Genomic DNA, 18,967 nt, shown 5'->3' with positions numbered 1-18,967 from the left:
GCCACCGGCACATGCCCGGCTCAGACTGTTCCCCCGGCACGCTCTGCATTGCGATCGACACCGGGTGGACGCAGCGCCGACACGGCCCAGATCCGGTGCGGGATCAGCATCCGATCCTGCGGGAAGCGGTCCCGCAGCATCTGCGCCAGCGCCTCGTCGAACGCCGCCACCCGCTCGGGCGTGAGGCTGGCCTGCACGCCGGCACTGGCGCGGATGCGGCCCCGCCAGGCTTCGTGGCTGTAGGGAACTGCGCAATCGAAACTGAAGGTCTCGATCTGCTCGAAGCCCGCCTCGGCAAGATCGCGCAGCCACCGCGGATAGATGCCGTTTCCGCCCGCCATGGTCCAGGATGGGTTGAAGGCCAGGATCAGCTGTTCCGTCGCCTGAACCACATTGCCTTCAAGGGGAAGCCAGTCGAAGTGAGCCAGCACGATTCGCCCGCCGGGTCGCAAGGCACGGGCGGCCTCTGCCGCCGCGATGCGACGGTCAAACCAGTGCCAGCACTGGCCCGCCGTCACGAGATCAACAGAGGCGGGTTCCAGGCCCGGCGCCTCGGCGCGCCCTTCCCGATAGGTCACCCGCACCCCGGCCTCACGGTCCAGGGCACGCGCGGTTTCAAGAAGCGGCGCCGCGGGATCGAGGCCAAGCACCTGCATCCCCGCCTTCGCAAGACCGCGCGCCACCGTGCCCGTGCCGGTGCCAAGATCCACGGCGGTGCCCCCCGGCGTGATCCAGCCGCGCCGCGATAACGCTGCAAAGAAGCTTTCGGGAAACCCCGCGCGGTGGCGGCCATAGTCGTCGGCGGTGCGGCCAAAATCGACCTGAACGCCAAAGGCGCGGGTGGCGGCGGGATCAGCTTCGGTCATGGAACTCCTTTCCGGACGGTCAGCCCTTCAGATGCGTCGCCCGGTTGCAACAGCCTGCCCGCGACGCTCTGGTCCTCGACCTCAAGCTGCGCTAAAGGAGGCCAGAACTCAGCCAGGGGACGCGCATGGCACGAATTCTTATCACCTCTGCCATCCCATACATCAACGGCATCAAGCATCTTGGCAACCTTGTCGGAAGCCAGCTGCCAGCCGATCTTTATGCCCGCTACAACCGGGCCCGCGGCAACGAGGTCATGTTCATCTGTGCAACCGACGAACATGGCACCCCCGCGGAACTGGCCGCCGCAAAGGCCGGCAAGCCCGTGGCCGAGTATTGCGCGGAAATGCACGAGGTTCAGAAGACGATCGCGGAAGGGTTCCGCCTGTCCTTCGATCACTTCGGTCGTTCCTCCAGTGCGCGCAACCATGTGCTGACCCAGCATTTCGCCGGCAAGCTCGCCGAAAACGGCTATATCGCGGAAGTGGCGGAAAAGCAGGTTTTTTCCCGCGCAGACAATCGCTTTCTGCCGGACCGCTATATCGAGGGCACCTGCCCGAACTGCGGCTATGACAAGGCCCGAGGGGATCAATGCGAGAACTGCACCAAGCAGCTTGACCCCACCGACCTGATCAATCCGCGCAGCGCGATCTCGGGCTCGACCGACCTTGAGGTGCGCGAAACCAAGCATCTCTACCTTCGCCAGTCGGCGCTGAAGGACCAGATCGACGCCTGGATCGACAGCAAGACCGACTGGCCGATCCTGACCACCTCGATCGCCAAGAAGTGGCTGCATGACGGCGATGGCCTGCAGGACCGGGGCATCACCCGCGATCTGCACTGGGGCGTTCCGGTGAAGAAGGGCGATCAGGACTGGCCGGGGATGGAGGGCAAGGTCTTCTACGTCTGGTTCGACGCGCCGGTCGAATATATCGCCGGCACAGCCGAATGGGCTGATGCGCAAGGTCTGGATGACAGCGCATGGCGCCGCTGGTGGCGTCTGGACGAAGGCGCCGAGGATGTCCGCTATGTCCAGTTCATGGGCAAGGACAACGTGCCGTTCCACACCTTGTCTTTCCCCGCCACGATCATGGGGTCGGGCGAGCCGTGGAAGCTGGTGGATTACATCAAGTCCTTCAACTACCTGAATTATGACGGCGGCCAGTTCTCTACCTCGCAGGGGCGCGGCGTCTTCATGGATCAGGCACTGTCGATCCTGCCGGCGGATTACTGGCGCTGGTGGCTTCTGTCCCATGCGCCCGAGAATTCCGACTCCGAATTCACGTGGGAGAACTTCCAGGCCTCGGTCAACAAGGATCTGGCCGATGTTCTGGGCAATCTTGTCAGCCGTGTCACCAAGTTCTGCCGCGCCAAGTTCGGCGAGGCCGTGCCCGAGGGTGGCACCTTCGGCCCGCAGGAAGCGGCGCTGATCCAGGAACTGAGCACCCGCCTGCGCGCCTACGAGGCGCATATGGAGGCGATGGAGGTGCGCAAGGCCGCCGGAGAGCTGCGCGCGATCTGGGTCGCGGGCAACGAATACCTGCAGGCCGCCGCGCCCTGGTCGGTGGTCAAGGAAGATCCGCTGCGCGCCGCGGCGCAGGTGCGGCTCGCGCTCAATCTGATCCGGGTCTATGCCGTGATCTCGGCGCCCTTCATCCCCGACGCTGCGACAACGATGATGCAGGCCATGGGCAGCAACGACTGGGCGTGGCCCGAGGATGTTTCCGAAGCATTGCAGACCCTGGCCGCCGGCCACGCCTTCAGCGTCCCCGAGGTCCTGTTCCGCAAGATCACCGACGAGGAACGCGCCGACTGGCAGCAACGTTTTTCCGGTATCCGCAGCTGACATTCCTGCCGTCCGACGCCGAATGGCGTTGCGGAGGCGCAGGGTCGGGTCCGTTGGGCAACTATAGAGGCCAGGCAGCATCACCCATGTGGATGATGCTGCGGCCTGTCCGGCGGCGGCGGCGTCTCGGCCTTGCGGCACGACAAGGACCTGAGCCCATCGCGCCGCCACCAGAGAATCAGGCAGCACCGCTTCTTCATCTGGTGCCCGCGGCCGGACTCGAACCGGCACGGCATGCGCCTGGGGAGTTTAAGTCCCCTGTGTCTACCATTCCACCACGCGGGCAAGCGCGGCGACCATAGCCAAGTTCTGTGCAAGGTAAAGGCGTCAGAACACCTCTTTCACCGCCTCCATCGCCACATAGGTCGAGGTCGAGGCGACATGCGGCAGGGTCGATATCCGTTCGGCCATGACGCGGCGATAGTCGCTGATGTCCCCGGTACGCACCTTGAGAAGATAGTCGAAGCCGCCGGCGATCATGTGGCATTGTTCGATCTCGGGGATGCCGAGGACAGCGCGGTTGAAGGCCTGCAGCGCGCCTTCGCGGGTATCTGAAAGCCGAACCTCGACAAAGGCCACATGCGCCTGATCCAGGCGGATCGGGTCCAGAAGGGCGCGATACCCCAGGATCACGCCCTCGTCCTCAAGCCGCTTGAGCCGCGCCTGGGTCGGGGATTTCGACAGGCTGATCCGCCGCGCAAGTTCGGTGGCGCTGATCCGACCCTCGGTGGAAAGCACCCGAAGGATGGCGCGATCGGTCCGGTCCAGATCTGCGGGTGTTTTGGGCATTCCGGAACCTTCTTTATGGTCTTTTCGACTGTCGCTGCCCTCAGAACGGGAAGAACGGCCTGCGCATTTCTCATATTATAGCCGAAACAGCAGGATGCGCAAATGACCCAGAAGCCCGCCGACCCCATGGATTTGATCCGCTTTCACGCCCTTGCGAATGAAGAACGCCTGATCGCCGATCTGGTGCGGGTCGCCGGGCTGGACACCACGGCACGGGCGCGCATCGCCGCATCCGGGGCCGAACTCGTGCGCCGGATCCGCAGCGAGGCCAAGCCGGGCCTGATGGAGGTGTTTCTGGCGGAATACGGACTTTCGACTGACGAAGGCATCGCGCTCATGTGTCTGGCCGAGGCGTTGTTGCGCGTGCCGGACCCGCTGACGATGGACGCGCTGATCGAGGACAAGATCGCACCCTCGGATTGGGGACGGCATCTGGGACGCTCGGCCTCGAGCCTCGTGAACGCCTCCACCTGGGCGCTGATGCTGACGGGGCGCGTTCTGGACGACCGCGGCACCGGAATGGCAGGCCATCTGCGCGCCGCCGTGCGCCGGCTGGGCGAGCCGATGATCCGCGCTGCCGTCGCACGTGCAATGAAGGAAATGGGCCGCCAGTTCGTGCTGGGCGAGACCATCGAAAAGGCCCTTGCCCGCGCCCGAAGCGAAGAGGCGCGCGGCTTTACCTATTCCTACGACATGCTGGGCGAGGCCGCGCGCACGGCCGAGGATGCCGCGCGCTACTTCCGCAGCTATGCCCAGGCCATTTCCGCGATTTCCCAAGCGGCCAATCAGGCCGATCTGCGGGACAACCCCGGCATATCGGTCAAGCTGTCGGCGCTGCATCCCCGATATGAAGTTGCCAAGCGCGACAGGGTCATGGCCGAACTGGTGCCGCGGGTGCGGGATCTGGCGCGGATGGCAAAGGGCGCCCGCCTCGGTTTCAACATCGACGCGGAAGAGGCCGACCGGCTTGAACTCTCGCTCGAGGTCATCGAGGCGGTGTTGCAGGACCCCGAGCTTGCCGGCTGGGACGGGTTCGGGATCGTCGTGCAGGCCTACGGCCGGCGAGCAAGCGCGGTGATCGACTGGCTGCATGCGCTGGCGACGCGGCTTGACCGGCGCATCATGGTGCGCCTTGTGAAGGGCGCCTATTGGGACACCGAGATCAAGCGCGCCCAGACCCTGGGCCTGCCCGGCTTCCCGGTCTTTACCCGCAAGGCCGCGACCGATGTGAGCTATATCGCCAATGCGCGCAAGCTTCTGGGGATGACCGACCGGATCTATCCGCAGTTCGCCACCCATAATGCGCATACCGTGGCAGCAATTCTGGACATGGCGACAGACATCACGGCCTTCGAATTCCAGCGCCTGCATGGAATGGGTGAACGGCTGCATGACATCGTGCACACGGATCGTGGCACGCGCTGCCGCATCTATGCCCCGGTGGGTGCCCATCGCGATCTGCTGGCCTATCTCGTGCGGCGGCTGCTTGAAAACGGCGCAAACTCCAGCTTCGTCAATCAGATTGTCGATGAAGCGGTGCCCGCTGAAGCAGTTGCCGCCTGCCCGTTCACGGAAATCGAAGCGGCTCGGCCGCTGGCGAACCCGGCGATTCCTGCCGGCGACGCCCTGTTTGCCCCCGAACGCCGCAATTCGCGGGGATTCGACCTGACCGACGCCGGCGATCTGGCCCGGGTCGAGGCGGCCCGAGCGGCGCACCATACCGCAACCTTTACCGCAGCGCCCCTGATCGCCGGACCCAGCGCACCGCAGGGACCAGATGCAGCCCGGAACCCGGCCGCGCCCGACGATCTGCCGGGCCAGGTCCTGCCGGCCAGCGCGGCCGATATAGAGACCGCGCTTGCTGCGGCCCGCCCCTGGGATGCCCCGGACGAAATACGTGCCCGGATTCTGTCGCGTGCCGCCGACCTTTATGAACAGGAGTTCGGCCAGATCTTTGCCCTTCTGGCCCGAGAGGCCGGCAAGACCGTGCCCGATGCGGTCGGTGAACTGCGTGAGGCGGTCGATTTTCTGCGCTATTATGCAGCGGGCGCTGCGTCGCTGGCGCAGCCGGCGCGCGGGGTCTTCGCCTGCATCAGCCCGTGGAACTTTCCGCTGGCGATCTTTACCGGTCAGGTTGCCGCGGCGCTGGCGGCTGGCAATGCGGTGCTTGCCAAACCGGCCGAGCAGTCACCCCTGATTGCGGCGCTTGCCGTGCGGCTTCTGCATCAGGCGGGTGTTCCGGCCAGCGCGCTTCAGTTCCTGCCGGGTGCGGGCGCGACCGTCGGTGCGGCGCTGACATCGGATCCGCGGGTGGATGGCGTGTGCTTTACCGGTTCAACGGAAACCGCCCAGACCATCCGCCGGGCCATGGCAGCGCATCTGGCACCCGGGGCGCCACTGATTGCCGAAACCGGCGGCCTGAACGTGATGATCGTGGACAGCACCGCACTGCCGGAACAGGCGGTGCGCGACATCATCGCAAGCGCCTTCCAGTCGGCGGGCCAGCGGTGTTCGGCCCTGCGGTGTCTCTATCTGCAGGAAGACATTGCCGCGCCGGTTCTGGAGATGCTGAAAGGCGCGATGGATGAGCTTTCGCTGGGCGATCCGTGGGAGCTTGCAACGGATATCGGGCCAGTCATCGACCAGGCCGCACACCAGGAAATTACCGCCCATGTCGAAACCGCACGCCGCGAGGGCCGGCTGCTCAAGCAGTTGACGGCACCGGCCGCAGGCACCTTCATCGGCCCCGCGCTGATCCGCGTGTCAGGAATCGAGGCGCTGGAGCGCGAGGTTTTCGGGCCGGTGCTGCATGTGGCGACCTTCGCTGCGGCCGAACTTGACCAGGTGATCGAGCGCGTGAACGCCACCGGCTATGGCCTGACCTTCGGGCTGCACAGCCGCATCGACGATCGGGTGCAGCAGGTGGTGAACCGCCTGCATGTCGGGAACATCTACGTCAACCGCAACCAGATTGGCGCGATCGTCGGCAGCCAGCCCTTCGGGGGCGAGGGGCTTTCAGGCACCGGCCCGAAGGCAGGCGGCCCGGCCTACCTGCCCCGCTTCACGCGGGCCGCACCGGCACCGGCTGATCCTGGTGCTGACAGCGCCGTCAGCGATCCCGCAGCGATCCAGGCGGCCCTGAACCGGCTGCGCCCGTCCGGCGTGGCAGTCTCGACTGAAACGCTGCCCGGCCCCACGGGCGAATCAAACCGGCTGTCGCTGTTCCAGCGTGAACCACTGCTGTGCCTTGGCCCGGATGCTGCGACTCAGGCGTGCCTTGTGCGCGACCTGGGGGGGCTTGCCGTGGAAGCCCCCGGCTTGCCGCCGGCCGCGCTGACGGGGCTTGTCGGGCTGTCGGGCGCCATCTGCTGGGGGGGGAGTGCCCGCGACCATGCCCTCGCCCTGGCAGAGCGCGACGGGCCGATCCTGCCACTTGTCACGGGGGTGCCGACGCTTGCCGATGTGTTGGTGGAACGCCATGTCTGTGTCGATACCACCGCATCGGGCGGCAATGCCCAGCTTCTGGCGGCCTTGGGGGCCTGAAAACCGGAGCCATCCCCTTGGCATGACCGGCTGCTCGCATCCAGGAGGCCCGCGGCATCGAGAACCGAGTCCGGGCCGCGCCGGCCGGGCGTTCATGTTGCTTGCGGGCTTGACGGGCCGGGCGGGATGGGGATGCTGGACGGATGTTTCCGATCCGCGATCACAATCCGTCCAACAAGACGCCGTTCGTCACCTACGCGCTGATCGCGATCAACGTCCTGGTGTTCCTGTCGTACCTGCCGCGCTTTGGCGACGACATGCAGATCATGTCGTTCTTCCTGCGCTGGGGAATGGTGCCGCAGCTTCTCACACAGGGCGACGGGGGCTGGCTTACGCTTGTCACCTCGATGTTCCTGCACGGGGGCTGGCTGCATCTGGGCGGGAACATGCTGTTCCTCTGGATCTTTGGCGACAACCTCGAGGAAGAGTTCGGCCACGGCGGCTTTCTGCTTTTCTACCTGGCCTGCGGTATCGGTGCGGCGCTATGGCAATATGCCACGGCGCCGATGTCGCCGGTTCCGGTGGTGGGGGCTTCGGGCGCAATTGCGGGCGTGATGGGCGGCTATCTGCTGCTGTTTCCCCGCGCGCGGGTCGATATTCTGCTGATCATCATCATCTTTTTCCGCATCATTACCGTGCCGGCCTGGGTAATGCTTGGCATCTGGTTCGGCCTGCAACTGATGAACGGCGTGATGAGCGACGCGACGATGGGCGGCATCGCCTATTGGGCACATGCGGGCGGGTTCATCGTCGGGTTTGCCGCCACGCTTCCGCTTTGGCTGCGCCGTGGCGGGCCAGGCTTCTGGCGCCGCACAAAAGGCCTGCCGCCCCACCCGGAGGCTCGTTACCGGCAGTCCGGCTTCCCGAGGATCCCGCGACGCTGAAGCGAGGGCGATCAGGCGTCGCGGATCAGCTTGGCGAAGGAAGCAAAGATCTGGTCATTGGCCGCGATCACGGCGCCCTTTCCCAGGATGTCATAACCTTCGCGCACCGGCCCGGTCAGGCCACCGGCCTCGCGCACCAGCAAGAGGCCGGCGGCAATATCCCAGGCATTGAGTTCGCGTTCCCAATAGCCGTCATAACGCCCCGCCGCCACATAGGCGAGATCGAGCGCGGCCGCGCCCCAGCGCCGCACGCCGGCACAGGCAGGCATGAGCCGCGCCAGATCCTGCAGCGTCGCGGGCAATGTCTGCTTGCCCGCGAAGGGCACACCCGTGGCAAAGATGCATTCGATCATGCTGCGACGGCCCGAAACGCGCAGCCGGCTTTCGTTCATCCAGGCGCCCGCACCCTTTTCCGCCCAGAACATCTCGTCCTTGGCCGGGTCATAGACCACACCCGAGACGATCTCGCCCTTGTGCTCCAGCGCGATCGAAACCGCCCAGTGCGGCAACCCGTGCAGGAAGTTGGTCGTGCCGTCCAGCGGATCGACGATCCAGCGGCGGGTCGGGTCAGCCCCCTCGGTGGCGCCGCTTTCCTCGCCCAGCCAGCCATAGGTGGGGCGCGCGCCCATCAACTCGTCGCGGATGATCTGTTCAGCCCCGATATCGGCGCGGCTGACGAAGTCGCCAGCGCCCTTGACCGAAACCTGAAGGTTCTCGACCTCGCGGAAGTCCTTGACCAGCGCACGTCCTGCCTTGCGCGCGGCCTTGATCATGATGTTGAGGTTAGCACTGCCTTGCATCGGGGCCTCCTGTTCAATCCGCGCGTATACGCAGCCCGAGCGAAGATTCCAAGAGGGCGCAGGCGTTGCATGGCACGGCAGCCCCAGCCCTCGCTACCGTTGCGATGCGATCGGCAAGAGCACCGGAACCGGCCGTTTGCGGCGGATCGCCTCGCCCGCGCTTGCCAGGGACTTGCCGCGGACGAGATCTGAGGGAATCTCTAATCCCTCTGCAACTTGACGGGTTCGGTCCTCGCCAGCCGCAGCACATGCGACATGTAGGGGCGGGCCGTGTCCTCGCGCCGGGTTGCCCCGTAAAGGCGCTTGGTCATGCCTTTTTCGGTCAGCGGCCGCGTGACATAATCGGAATTGTAGCGCACCTGACGCACAACCCAGTCGGGCAGAACCGCAACCCCTCGGTTCGCCGCGACCAGCATCAGGATCACGGCAGTCAGTTCAACCTGGCGGATGCCGCGGGGTTCGACCTTCGCTGGCGTGAGAAGTTCGGTGAACACATCCAGTCGTGTGCGATCCACGGGATAGGTGATCAGAAGCTGGTCCCGGAAATCCTGCGCCTCGACAAAGGGGCGCGCGGCCAGGGGGTTCTGGCTGGACGCCACGAAGACCGGTTCATAATCGAACAGCGGTGTGAAATCGACGCCGTCGAGGTTTTCCGGATCCGACGAGACAACCAGATCCACCTCTTCGCGCAGCAACGCCGGCAAGGCCCCGAAGGCGAGCCCCGGGCGGATATCCACATCGACATCGGGCCAGGCGTGACGGAACTGCTCCAGCACCGGGAACAGCCATTCGAAACAGGCGTGGCATTCGATGGCAATATGCAGGCGCCCCGATTTGCCCGAACGCAGCGCCCGGAAATCATCCTCGAGCGCCTCGATCTCGGGCAGGATCCGTTCGGCCAGCCGCAACAGCCGCACGCCGGCCGCGGACAGCCGCAGGGGCTTGGAACGACGCACAAAAAGCTCGACGCCCGCCTGTTCCTCAAGCCCCTTGACCTGATGCGACAACGCCGATTGCGTCATGTTCAGAACCTCGGCCGCCCGGGCCAGGCCCCCTGCCTCATGGATGGCGCGAATGGTGCGGAGGTGACGGAATTCCAGGTGCATCTTGCGATCAACCTCATATTGATCTTGAGAATTATGAATTTGTTTCACAAACTACCCCATGCGACAAGAGGCGACCGAGATCAGGAGTCCCGTCATGTCTGCACCGCGAATCTCATTCGAGTTCTTCCCGCCCCAAACCCTGGAGGCGAGCTTCCGGCTGTGGGAAACGGTCCAGATGCTTGCGCCGCTGAAGCCGTCGTTCGTGTCGGTCACCTATGGCGCGGGCGGCACCACCCGCAAGCTGACCCATGAGGCGGTGACCACGATCGGCCGAAACTATGGCCTGAACGTCGTGGCGCATCTGACCTGCGTTGACGCCTCGCGGCAGGAAACCCTTGCCATTGCGCAAACCTACGCCGATGCCGGTGTGTCCGAAATCGTGGCCCTGCGCGGCGACGCGCCCAAGGGCAGCAGCCGTTTCGTGCCTCACCCCGAAGGCTTCGCCGATTCGCTCGAACTGATCGAGGCGCTCGCGGCAACCGGTCAGTTCCGCATCCGGGTCGGCGCATACCCCGAACCGCATCCCGAGGCAGCCGACGATCTGGCCGATGTGCGCTGGCTGCGCCGCAAGATCGAGGCGGGCGCGCATTCGGCCATCACCCAGTTCTTCTTCGAGGCCGAAACCTTCCTGCGCTTCCGTGACCGCTGTGCCGCGAACGGAATCACCGCGCCGATCATCCCGGGAATTCTGCCGATCGAGAACTGGGCCGGGGCGCGCCGCTTTGCCCAGCGCTGCGGCACCCGGGTTCCGCAGTGGCTGGATGATGCCTTTGCCACGGCCGAACGTGACGGGCGCGCTGACCTGCTTGCGACGGCGCTGTGCACCGAGCTTTGCGACCGGCTTCTGCAGGAAGGTGTAGAGGATCTGCATTTCTACACGCTCAACCGCCCGCAACTTACCCGCGACGTGTGCCGCGCGCTTGGCATCGTTCCGGAGGTGGCCCTCGGCAACGTTGCCTGACGGTTGCAGGGCTTGGCAACTGGCGCTAGCGTCCGCCCGTCCGGGAGGTGCCAGATGTCAAGCCAGCGTATCGCGCGAAGCGCCGAAGACCTTATGCCGCGCGCGCGGATGCTGGCCCTGTCGGGGCTTGAGGCAATGCAGGAAATGCTGGCAGGCAGAATGCCGCAGCCGACCATCGCGGGCCTGCTGAACTACCACCTGCACAGCGTTGAACAGGACCGGGTGGCCTTCAGGGGTACACCCGGTTTTGAACATACCAATCCGTTCGGGACGGTGCATGGCGGCTGGTACGGAACGGTGCTGGACAGCGCGATGGGCTGCGCAGTGATGACCCGCGTGCCGCGCGGGCATTGGTACACGACGCTTGAATACAAGGTGAACATCACCCGCGCCCTGCCACTGGGCACCGAGATCGAGGCCGTGGCCGAGGTCTTGCACGCAGGCCGCAGCACAGCCGTGGCCGAAGCCACGATCCGCGATCTGGATGGCAAGCTTTTCGCAAGCGGCACCACCACCTGCATCATTCTTCCGGGCTGAGGGTCCGCCTTGGCAGCCCCCGGCCCGGAACGTGTCTGTTGCGTCAGCCGCGCAGGGCGAGAGTCGTGACGATGCTCAGGTCACCGAAACCGTTGAACCGCGTGTTGGTGGCAACGGAGTAGGCGCCAAGCCCGTGAAACAGCACAAAGTCGCCTTCGGCCATGTCGACGGGCAGCGAGAGTTCGCCCGGCAGGCGGTCCACGCTGTCACAGGTAGGCCCGAAGACGATGCAGGCCCGGCCTTCGCCTTCGCGCCGGATGCCTTCAGGGCTGCGCACTTCCACCCGATCAATTCCGCCGATCAGCGGCAATTCGGCCAGCGCCCCGTAGACGCCGTCGGTCAGGAACACATGATCGCCGTCGCGGATACCCCGCACCCGCGTCGCGAGTGTGAAGGCGTCGGCCACAAGGCCGCGCCCCGGTTCACACACCAGCGCCGGACGGGTATCCCCGAAGGCTTCCGTGGTCACCCGATCGATCAGCGCGAAGATCGCATCAAGCTGCGGCACGATCCCGTTCAGCCGGTGCGAGGGAAAGCCCCCGCCGACATTCAGCCGCGCAATCCTGACCTCTGCGGCACGCGCGATTTCGGCAGCAGTGCGGATATAGGATTCCCACGCCGCCGGATCGGTGCATTGCGTGCCGGGATGGAAGGTCAGCGACGGGATGAAGCCGGCCTCGGCGACCTCGCGCAGCAGGGCCGTCGCCTTCTCGACCGTCGCGCCGAACTTGGCACCAAAGTCATAGGCCGCGCCCTTGACCGGCAGCTTGAAGCGGACGGTGACCTCCTTGCCCGCCGCCGGGACCATCTCGATCAGCTTGGCCAGTTCGGAATGGCTGTCCACCGAATAGCTGTCCACGTCGAGTTCGACCGCGACGGCGATCTCGCTGCGCGACCGGACGGGGTTGTTGTAGTGCAGCGCCGCATCCGGGGCGATTCGACGGATCAGCCGGATTTCCTCGGGCGAGGCCACATCATAGCCGCGCACCCCCGCCGCCGCGAGGTTTTCGATCACGACATCGGCAGGGTTGGACTTGACCGCATAGGTCACAAGGCCCGGAAACCCGTCAAGAAACCGGCGTGCCATCGCCTGAAGAAGGCCCGGCGCAAAGAACATCACCGGCGCATCGCCATCGTGGATGCGGAGAAATTCGGACGGTTGCGTCCAGATCGTTTTCGAGAGCCCCATCGGCGGTTCCTTTCATCTGCCAACAGAGCGCAGCCTGACCCCACCCTGGCACTACCAGTTCGGAGCCGCTTACGCGTTCAACCAAACCAGGCCAGGTGCGTATGAGCCGCCCTTTTCCTGAAAACGAGGATGCCGCATATGGGGCACATTTTCATCGACGAAAAGAGTTGTTTTTACAGTTTTGCCCGTCATAATGACGAAAATCGCGACAAAGTGACATGGACGACCTGGATAGAAGCCTTCTTGCACAGCTTTCCGCCGATGCGCGGGTTTCGGTTGCCGTTCTTGCGCGGCGAATGAAGGTTGCACGGTCCACGATTCAGGCGCGACTGGAACGGCTCGAATCCTCGGGGGTCATTGCCGGATATACCGTGAAACTGGGTGAAGCGGCCCGCCAGGGACGAATCCGCGCCTCGGTTCTTCTGACGATCGAGCCACGGTCGCAGGCAAATGTGCTGACACGGCTGCGCGCGCTGCCACAGGTCGAGAAGATCCATACCACCTCGGGCCGGTTCGACCTTCTTCTGCAGGTTGCCGCACAGACAACAACGGCCCTGGACGAAGTTCTGGATGCGATCGGCGCGATCACGGGCGTCCGGTCGTCGGAAAGCCTGATCCATCTCTCCACCAAGATCGATCGCGCCGAGTGACGTAAACCCTTTCTAAATCCTTTGGCGCGATCCTGCGGGGATGACCGTTCCGGAGCCGCCCATGGCCAAGACCTTTCCCTCCCCCGGCCTGCCGCCCCTGCCCCAGGCAGATGATGAGGCGCTGCATGACGATCCCGAGCATCCGCAGTTCGACCTGACGCCCGGCCGGTTCACGATGATCGCGGGCCTCGCCTTTCTGCCCGCCTTCATCCTTCTTTTGCTGCGCAGCTTCGGCTGACCGTCGGCCTTCCCCTTGCACCAGTGTCGCGCTAAACACAGGCGCGATCAGAGTTGAAGGGGACCGCCGCAATGGCCATGGACAAGACATTCGACGCCGCCGAAGCCGAAGCCCGGCTTTACGCCGAATGGGAAGGGGCGAATGCCTTTGCCGCCGGGGCCAATGCCACGCGCGACGAGACATTCTGCATCATGATCCCGCCGCCGAATGTCACCGGCAGCCTTCACATGGGTCATGCCTTCAACAACACCCTGCAGGACATCCTGATCCGCTGGCACCGGATGCGCGGCTTCGACACGCTCTGGCAACCGGGCACCGACCATGCCGGCATCGCGACGCAGATGGTGACGGAACGAGAGATGGCCGCGAACGGCGAACCCGGCCGCCGCGAAATGGGGCGCGAGGCTTTCGTCAATCGCGTCTGGCAGCAGAAGGTCAAGTCCCGCGGCACGATCATCGGCCAGCTTAAGCGGCTTGGCGCCTCCTGCGACTGGTCGCGTGAGGCCTTCACCATGGGCGGTGCCAAGGGCGACCCCGACGCGGGCCATGGCCCGAACTTCCACGACGCGGTGATCAAGGTCTTTGTCGATCTCTACAACAAGGGCCTGATCTATCGCGGCAAGCGGCTGGTGAACTGGGACCCGCAGTTCGAGACCGCGATCTCCGACCTCGAGGTCGAGAATATCGAGGTCGCAGGCCATATGTGGCACTTCAAGTACCCGCTCGCCGGGGGTGAGACCTATACCTACGTGGAAAAGGACGCCGACGGGAATGTGGTGCTGGAGGAGGAGCGGGACTACATCTCCATCGCCACCACGCGCCCGGAAACCATGCTGGGCGACGGCGCGGTCGCGGTGCACCCGTCGGACGAGCGTTATGCCCCCATCGTCGGCAAGCTCTGCGAGATTCCGGTCGGCCCCAAGGAACATCGCCGCCTGATCCCGATCATCACCGATGAATATCCCGACCCGGCCTTCGGTTCGGGCGCGGTCAAGATCACCGGCGCGCATGACTTCAACGACTATGGCGTGGCCAAGCGCAACAACATCCCGCTTTACCGTCTGCTGGACACGCGGGCGCAGATGCGCAGCGACGGCGCGCCCTATGCGGAATGCGCCGCCCGTGCGCAGGAGATCGCGAACGGCGCCGCCTTCGACGAAGGTTCGGTCGATGCGCTGAACCTTGTCCCCGACGATCTGCGCGGCCTCGACCGGATGGAGGCGCGCAAGCGCGTGATCGAGCAGATCACCGCCGAGGGACTGGCCGTGATGACCACGGATGCCGAGGGCAACCCGATCCCGCTGGTCGAGAACAAGCCGATCATGCAGCCCTTCGGCGACCGGTCCAAAGTGGTGATCGAGCCGATGCTGACCGACCAGTGGTTCGTGGACACCGCGCAGATCGTGCAGCCCGCGATTGATGCCGTGCGCGAGGGGCGGACGAAAATCCTGCCCGAACAGCACGAAAAGGTCTATTTCCACTGGCTGGAGAATATCGAGCCCTGGTGCATTTCCCGCCAGCTCTGGTGGGGGCACCAGATCCCGGTTTGGTATGGTCCAAGCCTCAAGCCTGGGATGTCGCTCGCAGTAAATGGAGCCGACGCCATTGACGCACTCGACGGCAAATCCTTCTGTGGGCCTAGTTATGCTCATGTTCTTGAGCAGGCGCGCGCTTACTACGGCGAAACCGTAAGCATCCGCGAAGGATTTGGCCCCGATGCACCCGCACCCGAAGGAGTTAGAAGAACAGCTTACTCCTCGTATGGCGGAGGGGGACGCCCAGAGGACGGGCGCGTTGGTATAATTTGGCTGGAACGCGACCCCGACGTGCTCGACACCTGGTTCTCCTCCGGCCTCTGGCCCATCGGAACGCTGGGCTGGCCCGAGGATACCGAGGCGCTGCGCAAGTATTTCCCGACCGATGTTCTGATCACCGGGTTCGACATCATCTTCTTCTGGGTCGCCCGGATGATGATGATGCAGCTTGCCGTGGTCGATCAGGTGCCGTTCCACACGGTCTATGTCCACGCGCTTGTCCGCGACGAGAAGGGCAAGAAGATGTCCAAATCGCTGGGCAACGTGCTCGACCCGCTGGAACTGATCGACGAATACGGCGCGGATGCCGTGCGGTTCACGCTGACCTCGATGGCGGCGATGGGGCGTGATCTGAAACTCTCGACCGCGCGCATCCAGGGCTATCGCAACTTCGGCACCAAGATCTGGAACGCCGCGCGTTTTGCCGAGATGAACGGCGTCTGGGAAGGGCACGAAACCCGCGCCACCCCGCCCGAGGCCGCCGCCACCGTGAACCGCTGGATCATAGGTGAGGTCGCCCGCGTGCGCGAGGAGGTGGACGCAGCCCTTGGCGCCTTCCGCTTCAATGATGCAGCGAACGCCCTTTACGCCTTTGTCTGGGGCAAGGTCTGCGACTGGTATGTCGAATTCGCCAAGCCCCTGCTTGCCGACGAGGCCACGGCGGAGGAAACGCGCGCCACAATGGGTTGGGTGCTGGACCAGTGCCTGATCCTGCTGCACCCCGTCATGCCCTTCATCACCGAGGAGCTGTGGCAGACCACGGGCGCCCGGCACAAGATGCTCGTCCATGCCGACTGGCCGAGCTATGGCGCGGAACTGATCGATACTGATGCCGACCGCGAGATGAACTGGGTCATCGGCCTTATCGAGGAAATCCGCTCGGCCCGGGCGCAGATGCATGTGCCGGCGGGGCTGAAACTCACGCTGCTGCAAACGGCGCTCGACGCCGCCGGCCAGGCGGCACTGGCCCGCAACGAGGCGCTGATCCGGCGGCTCGCGCGGATCGAAACGCTGCAAGAGGCCGCGGCTGCCCCCAAGGGAGCGATCACCATCGCCGTGGAAGGCGGCAGCTTTGCCATCCCGCTGGACGGCGTCATCGACATCGCCGAGGAAAAGGCACGGCTGGCCAAGACGCTTGAAAAGCTTGAAAAGGAAATGGGCGGCCTTCGCGGGCGGTTGAACAATCCGAAGTTCGTGGCCTCTGCCCCCGAAGAGGTGGTCGAGGAAAGCCGCGAACTTCTGGCCCAGAAAGAGGATGAGGCTTCAAGGCTCAAGGCCGCGCTGAAGCGTCTGGCAGAAGTGGGCTGAAAGGGAAACACGATGGCGCCGCGCTACACGAGACTGGTTGAAAGCCTGCCCGCGTCAGTGCCCTTTGTCGGCCCGGAAACGCAGGAACGCGAACGGGGCCGTCCCTTCGCGGCGCGGCTGGGGGCGAATGAAAGTGTGTTCGGGCCCTCGCCCGGCGCCATCGCTGCGATGGAGCGCGCCGCCTCGGAGGTCTGGATGTATGGCGATGCGCAAAGCCACGCCCTGCGCACGGCACTTGCCGCACATCATGGCGTCACGCCTGCCCATATCATCGTGGGCGAAGGAATTGACGGGCTTCTCGGCTACCTTGTGCGGCTGCTGATCGCGCCCGGCGATGCGGTGGTGACCTCCGACGGGGCCTATCCGACCTTCAACTACCACGTCACCGGCTTTGGCGGCGTGTTGCACAAGGTTCCCTATCGTGGGGATCACGAAGATCCCGAGGCACTGCTTGCGCGCGCTGCCGAGGTTGATGCCAAGCTGATCTATCTTGCCAATCCCGACAACCCGATGGGCAGTTGGCACGACGCGCCGACCCTCCAGCGCATGATCGCGCAGGTGCCCGAAGGCGCGCTTCTGGTTCTGGACGAGGCCTATGTCGAGCTTGCGCCCGAAGGCACGGCACCGCCTGTTGTGGCGGATGACCCGCGTGTGATCCGGATGCGGACCTTTTCCAAGGGTCATGGTCTTGCAGGGGCGCGCGTCGGCTATGCAATTGCGGCGCCGGATCTGATTTCCGCCTTCGACAAGATCCGCAATCACTTCGGAATGTGCCGGATCAGCCAGGCCGGCGCCCTGGCCGCCCTGGCCGATCAGGACTGGCTGCACCATGTCCGGGATGAGGTGGCACAGGCACGCAATCGCATCGCGGCCATCGCCCGCGACAACGGGCTTGCGCCGCTGCCTTCGGCCACGAACTTCGTCGCAATCGACTGCGGCCGCGATGGCGCCTTTGCCCGACGCGTTCTGGCCGGGCTGCTTGAACGCGACGTGTTCGTCCGCATGCCCTTCGTCGCGCCGCAGGACCGCTGCATCAGGGTCAGCGCCGGGCGGCCGCAGGATCTGGATCGTCTGGCCGAGGCCCTGCCCGCCGCCCTTGCAGCCGCCCGTTCCCAGGGCAGCTAGGCCTTCATGCCTTGGCGATGATCCGTGTTGCCGCGGCGATGGCACCGGGGCCATGCGGAATGCCCAGCGCCACAAGCCCTGCCTCGATCACCCCCAGAACGCCCATCACCATATGGGCGTTGACATGGCCCATGTGGCCGATCCGGAAAAACCCATGCCAGGCCGGGTCGCCCGGAGGCGCCATACCGAGTCCGATCCCCAAGGTCACGCCGGCGCGCTGCTCGGTCCAGTCGCGCAGCGCGGTGGCATTGGGCGACTGCATCCGGATCGAGGTGACCGAGCGGGCACGGCAGGCGGGGTCTGGGATGTTGAGCGACATTGCCCCCTCGATCCCCCAGTGATCCACCGCCGCCCAGATCGCCTGCGCCAGCAGGTCATGCCGGGTCCAGACGGCCTCGAGCCCCTCTTCCTCGATCATGTTCAGCGCTTCGGCCAGACCCAGCAGATGATGGGTGGGCGCCGTGCCGCAGAACAGCTGGTAGAACGCCTCGGGCGCAGCACGCGGGGTCCAGTCCCAATAGGGGCTGCGCAAGTCCGCCGTGGCACCACGTTCGCGGGCGCGATCACTGAACCAGACAAAGCCCAGTCCGGGCGGCGTCATCAATCCCTTCTGGCTGGCGGAAACCATGACATCGGCGCCCCAGGCATCCATCAGGAACCTGTCGCAGGCAAGCGAGGCGATGCAATCCACCATCAGAAGCGCGGGATGGCCTGCGGCATCGATCGCCGCGCGCACCGCGGCCACGTCGTTACGCACCGACGTGGCCGTGTCCACATGGCTCAGCAGTACCGCCTTGATGCGGTGACTCCGGTCCGCCGCCAGTGCCTCGGAGACCCGCGCGGGATCGACCGGCCCGCGGCGGCCAAAGTCGATCTCCTGCACCTCCACACCCATGCGGCGGGCGGAATCGGCCCAGCCAAGGCCGAACTGCCCTGTCACCAGCGACAGCGCCAGATCGCCGCGAGAAAACACATTCGCATTTGCCGCTTCCCAGGCCCCGTGGCCATTGGCGATGTAGATGGCGACGTGGCCCGCTGTTCCCGCCAGATACCGAAGCCTCGGCAGCATGGCATCGACAAGATCATGCAGCGCACCGCCATAGATGTTGGGCGCCGGGCGGTGCATTGCGTTCAGCACCCGGTCGGGCATGACCGAAGGGCCGGGAATGGCCAGATAACTGCGACCGTAACCAAGGGTCATCTTGTTCTCTTCTCTGTTGGACATCCATGCGTAAGCACGTGGCGAATGGCCGTCAATCGGCGCCTTGGCCTTTCTTGCCTCACCCCCTAAATCCCGTTAGACCCGTCCCTCA

The 18,967-nt window shown here is 65.0% G+C and carries 15 protein-coding genes and 1 tRNA gene; 9 read left to right on the top strand and 7 right to left on the bottom strand.

Annotation, left to right across the window (positions count from 1 at the left end):
* Positions 1–20 precede the first annotated feature (20 nt).
* Entirely contained in the window at positions 21–866 is an 846-nt protein-coding gene (locus tag ACFQXB_RS01280; protein ID WP_377397910.1) for a class I SAM-dependent methyltransferase, read from the bottom strand.
* Positions 867–991: 125 nt separating this feature from the next.
* Here ACFQXB_RS01280 and metG point away from each other — a divergent pair, with 125 nt between their 5' ends.
* A complete protein-coding gene (gene metG, locus ACFQXB_RS01275) occupies positions 992–2,710 on the top strand; it encodes a methionine--tRNA ligase (RefSeq protein ID WP_377397907.1) in 1,719 nt (572 codons plus the stop codon).
* Between the two features lie 201 nt (positions 2,711–2,911).
* Here metG and ACFQXB_RS01270 read toward each other — a convergent pair.
* Both ACFQXB_RS01270 and ACFQXB_RS01265 read right to left on the bottom strand, forming a co-directional pair.
* Positions 2,912–2,995: transfer RNA gene (locus tag ACFQXB_RS01270), tRNA-Leu, on the bottom strand.
* Positions 2,996–3,037: 42 nt separating this feature from the next.
* Positions 3,038–3,499, bottom strand: a complete 462-nt coding sequence (locus ACFQXB_RS01265) for an Lrp/AsnC family transcriptional regulator (RefSeq protein WP_377397904.1) — start codon at positions 3,497–3,499, stop codon at positions 3,038–3,040.
* Positions 3,500–3,601: 102 nt separating this feature from the next.
* Here ACFQXB_RS01265 and putA point away from each other — a divergent pair, with 102 nt between their 5' ends.
* On the top strand, positions 3,602–7,042 hold the full coding sequence (putA, locus tag ACFQXB_RS01260) for a bifunctional proline dehydrogenase/L-glutamate gamma-semialdehyde dehydrogenase PutA (protein ID WP_377397901.1): 3,441 nt from the start codon (positions 3,602–3,604) through the stop codon (positions 7,040–7,042).
* A 143-nt stretch (positions 7,043–7,185) separates the two neighbouring features.
* On the top strand, positions 7,186–7,926 hold the full coding sequence (locus ACFQXB_RS01255) for a rhomboid family intramembrane serine protease (protein ID WP_377397898.1): 741 nt from the start codon (positions 7,186–7,188) through the stop codon (positions 7,924–7,926).
* Between the two features lie 11 nt (positions 7,927–7,937).
* Here ACFQXB_RS01255 and ACFQXB_RS01250 read toward each other — a convergent pair whose 3' ends face one another.
* A complete protein-coding gene (locus tag ACFQXB_RS01250; RefSeq protein WP_377397895.1) occupies positions 7,938–8,726 on the bottom strand; it encodes an inositol monophosphatase family protein in 789 nt (262 codons plus the stop codon).
* A gap of 200 nt (positions 8,727–8,926) precedes the next feature.
* Positions 8,927–9,832, bottom strand: a complete 906-nt coding sequence (locus tag ACFQXB_RS01245) for a LysR family transcriptional regulator (protein WP_377397892.1) — start codon at positions 9,830–9,832, stop codon at positions 8,927–8,929.
* Positions 9,833–9,926: 94 nt separating this feature from the next.
* On the opposite strand from ACFQXB_RS01245, the gene metF reads away from it, so the two are divergent.
* Positions 9,927–10,793 (top strand): methylenetetrahydrofolate reductase [NAD(P)H], encoded by an 867-nt coding sequence (metF, locus tag ACFQXB_RS01240; RefSeq protein WP_377397889.1) that lies wholly within the window; start codon positions 9,927–9,929, stop codon positions 10,791–10,793.
* 54 nt (positions 10,794–10,847) lie between these two features.
* The gene (locus ACFQXB_RS01235; RefSeq protein WP_377397886.1) at positions 10,848–11,330 is read left to right on the top strand and encodes a PaaI family thioesterase; all 483 of its coding nucleotides are present in this window, start codon (positions 10,848–10,850) and stop codon (positions 11,328–11,330) included.
* Positions 11,331–11,373: 43 nt separating this feature from the next.
* Here ACFQXB_RS01235 and ACFQXB_RS01230 read toward each other — a convergent pair whose 3' ends face one another.
* Positions 11,374–12,519 (bottom strand): type III PLP-dependent enzyme, encoded by a 1,146-nt coding sequence (locus ACFQXB_RS01230; RefSeq protein ID WP_377397883.1) that lies wholly within the window; start codon positions 12,517–12,519, stop codon positions 11,374–11,376.
* A 218-nt stretch (positions 12,520–12,737) separates the two neighbouring features.
* Between ACFQXB_RS01230 and ACFQXB_RS01225 the strand changes: the two genes are divergently transcribed.
* The 4 genes from ACFQXB_RS01225 to ACFQXB_RS01210 all read left to right on the top strand — a co-directional run bounded on the left by ACFQXB_RS01225 (position 12,738) and on the right by ACFQXB_RS01210 (position 17,654).
* Positions 12,738–13,169 carry an Lrp/AsnC family transcriptional regulator gene (locus ACFQXB_RS01225; RefSeq protein WP_377397880.1) on the top strand — a complete coding sequence of 144 codons (432 nt, stop codon included), beginning with the start codon at positions 12,738–12,740 and terminating at the stop codon, positions 13,167–13,169.
* 61 nt (positions 13,170–13,230) lie between these two features.
* Positions 13,231–13,407 carry a hypothetical protein gene (locus ACFQXB_RS01220; RefSeq protein WP_377397877.1) on the top strand — a complete coding sequence of 59 codons (177 nt, stop codon included), beginning with the start codon at positions 13,231–13,233 and terminating at the stop codon, positions 13,405–13,407.
* A gap of 71 nt (positions 13,408–13,478) precedes the next feature.
* Positions 13,479–16,529: a valine--tRNA ligase gene (locus ACFQXB_RS01215; protein ID WP_377397874.1), complete on the top strand. Its 3,051-nt coding sequence runs from the start codon at positions 13,479–13,481 to the stop codon at positions 16,527–16,529.
* Between the two features lie 12 nt (positions 16,530–16,541).
* On the top strand, positions 16,542–17,654 hold the full coding sequence (locus tag ACFQXB_RS01210; protein ID WP_377397871.1) for a pyridoxal phosphate-dependent aminotransferase: 1,113 nt from the start codon (positions 16,542–16,544) through the stop codon (positions 17,652–17,654).
* Positions 17,655–17,658: 4 nt separating this feature from the next.
* Here ACFQXB_RS01210 and ACFQXB_RS01205 read toward each other — a convergent pair whose 3' ends face one another.
* A complete protein-coding gene (locus ACFQXB_RS01205) occupies positions 17,659–18,855 on the bottom strand; it encodes a pyridoxal-phosphate-dependent aminotransferase family protein (RefSeq protein ID WP_377397868.1) in 1,197 nt (398 codons plus the stop codon).
* Positions 18,856–18,967 lie beyond the last annotated feature (112 nt).

It is taken from the genome of Halodurantibacterium daqingense, from assembly GCF_042666235.1.
Lineage (GTDB): Bacteria > Pseudomonadota > Alphaproteobacteria > Rhodobacterales > Rhodobacteraceae > Halodurantibacterium > Halodurantibacterium daqingensis.
Note: the sequence above shows the minus strand (reverse complement) of the source record. Positions and strands in the feature narration are given on the sequence as shown.

Coding starts and splice junctions, on each gene's coding strand:
- ACFQXB_RS01280 (WP_377397910.1), bottom strand. CDS start 866: ATGACCGAAGCTGATCCCGCCGCCACCCGCGCCTTTGGCGTTCAGGTC.
- metG (WP_377397907.1), top strand. CDS start 992: ATGGCACGAATTCTTATCACCTCTGCCATCCCATACATCAACGGCATC.
- ACFQXB_RS01265 (WP_377397904.1), bottom strand. CDS start 3,499: ATGCCCAAAACACCCGCAGATCTGGACCGGACCGATCGCGCCATCCTT.
- putA (WP_377397901.1), top strand. CDS start 3,602: ATGACCCAGAAGCCCGCCGACCCCATGGATTTGATCCGCTTTCACGCC.
- ACFQXB_RS01255 (WP_377397898.1), top strand. CDS start 7,186: ATGTTTCCGATCCGCGATCACAATCCGTCCAACAAGACGCCGTTCGTC.
- ACFQXB_RS01250 (WP_377397895.1), bottom strand. CDS start 8,726: ATGCAAGGCAGTGCTAACCTCAACATCATGATCAAGGCCGCGCGCAAG.
- ACFQXB_RS01245 (WP_377397892.1), bottom strand. CDS start 9,832: ATGCACCTGGAATTCCGTCACCTCCGCACCATTCGCGCCATCCATGAG.
- metF (WP_377397889.1), top strand. CDS start 9,927: ATGTCTGCACCGCGAATCTCATTCGAGTTCTTCCCGCCCCAAACCCTG.
- ACFQXB_RS01235 (WP_377397886.1), top strand. CDS start 10,848: ATGTCAAGCCAGCGTATCGCGCGAAGCGCCGAAGACCTTATGCCGCGC.
- ACFQXB_RS01230 (WP_377397883.1), bottom strand. CDS start 12,519: ATGGGGCTCTCGAAAACGATCTGGACGCAACCGTCCGAATTTCTCCGC.
- ACFQXB_RS01225 (WP_377397880.1), top strand. CDS start 12,738: ATGGACGACCTGGATAGAAGCCTTCTTGCACAGCTTTCCGCCGATGCG.
- ACFQXB_RS01220 (WP_377397877.1), top strand. CDS start 13,231: ATGGCCAAGACCTTTCCCTCCCCCGGCCTGCCGCCCCTGCCCCAGGCA.
- ACFQXB_RS01215 (WP_377397874.1), top strand. CDS start 13,479: ATGGCCATGGACAAGACATTCGACGCCGCCGAAGCCGAAGCCCGGCTT.
- ACFQXB_RS01210 (WP_377397871.1), top strand. CDS start 16,542: ATGGCGCCGCGCTACACGAGACTGGTTGAAAGCCTGCCCGCGTCAGTG.
- ACFQXB_RS01205 (WP_377397868.1), bottom strand. CDS start 18,855: ATGACCCTTGGTTACGGTCGCAGTTATCTGGCCATTCCCGGCCCTTCG.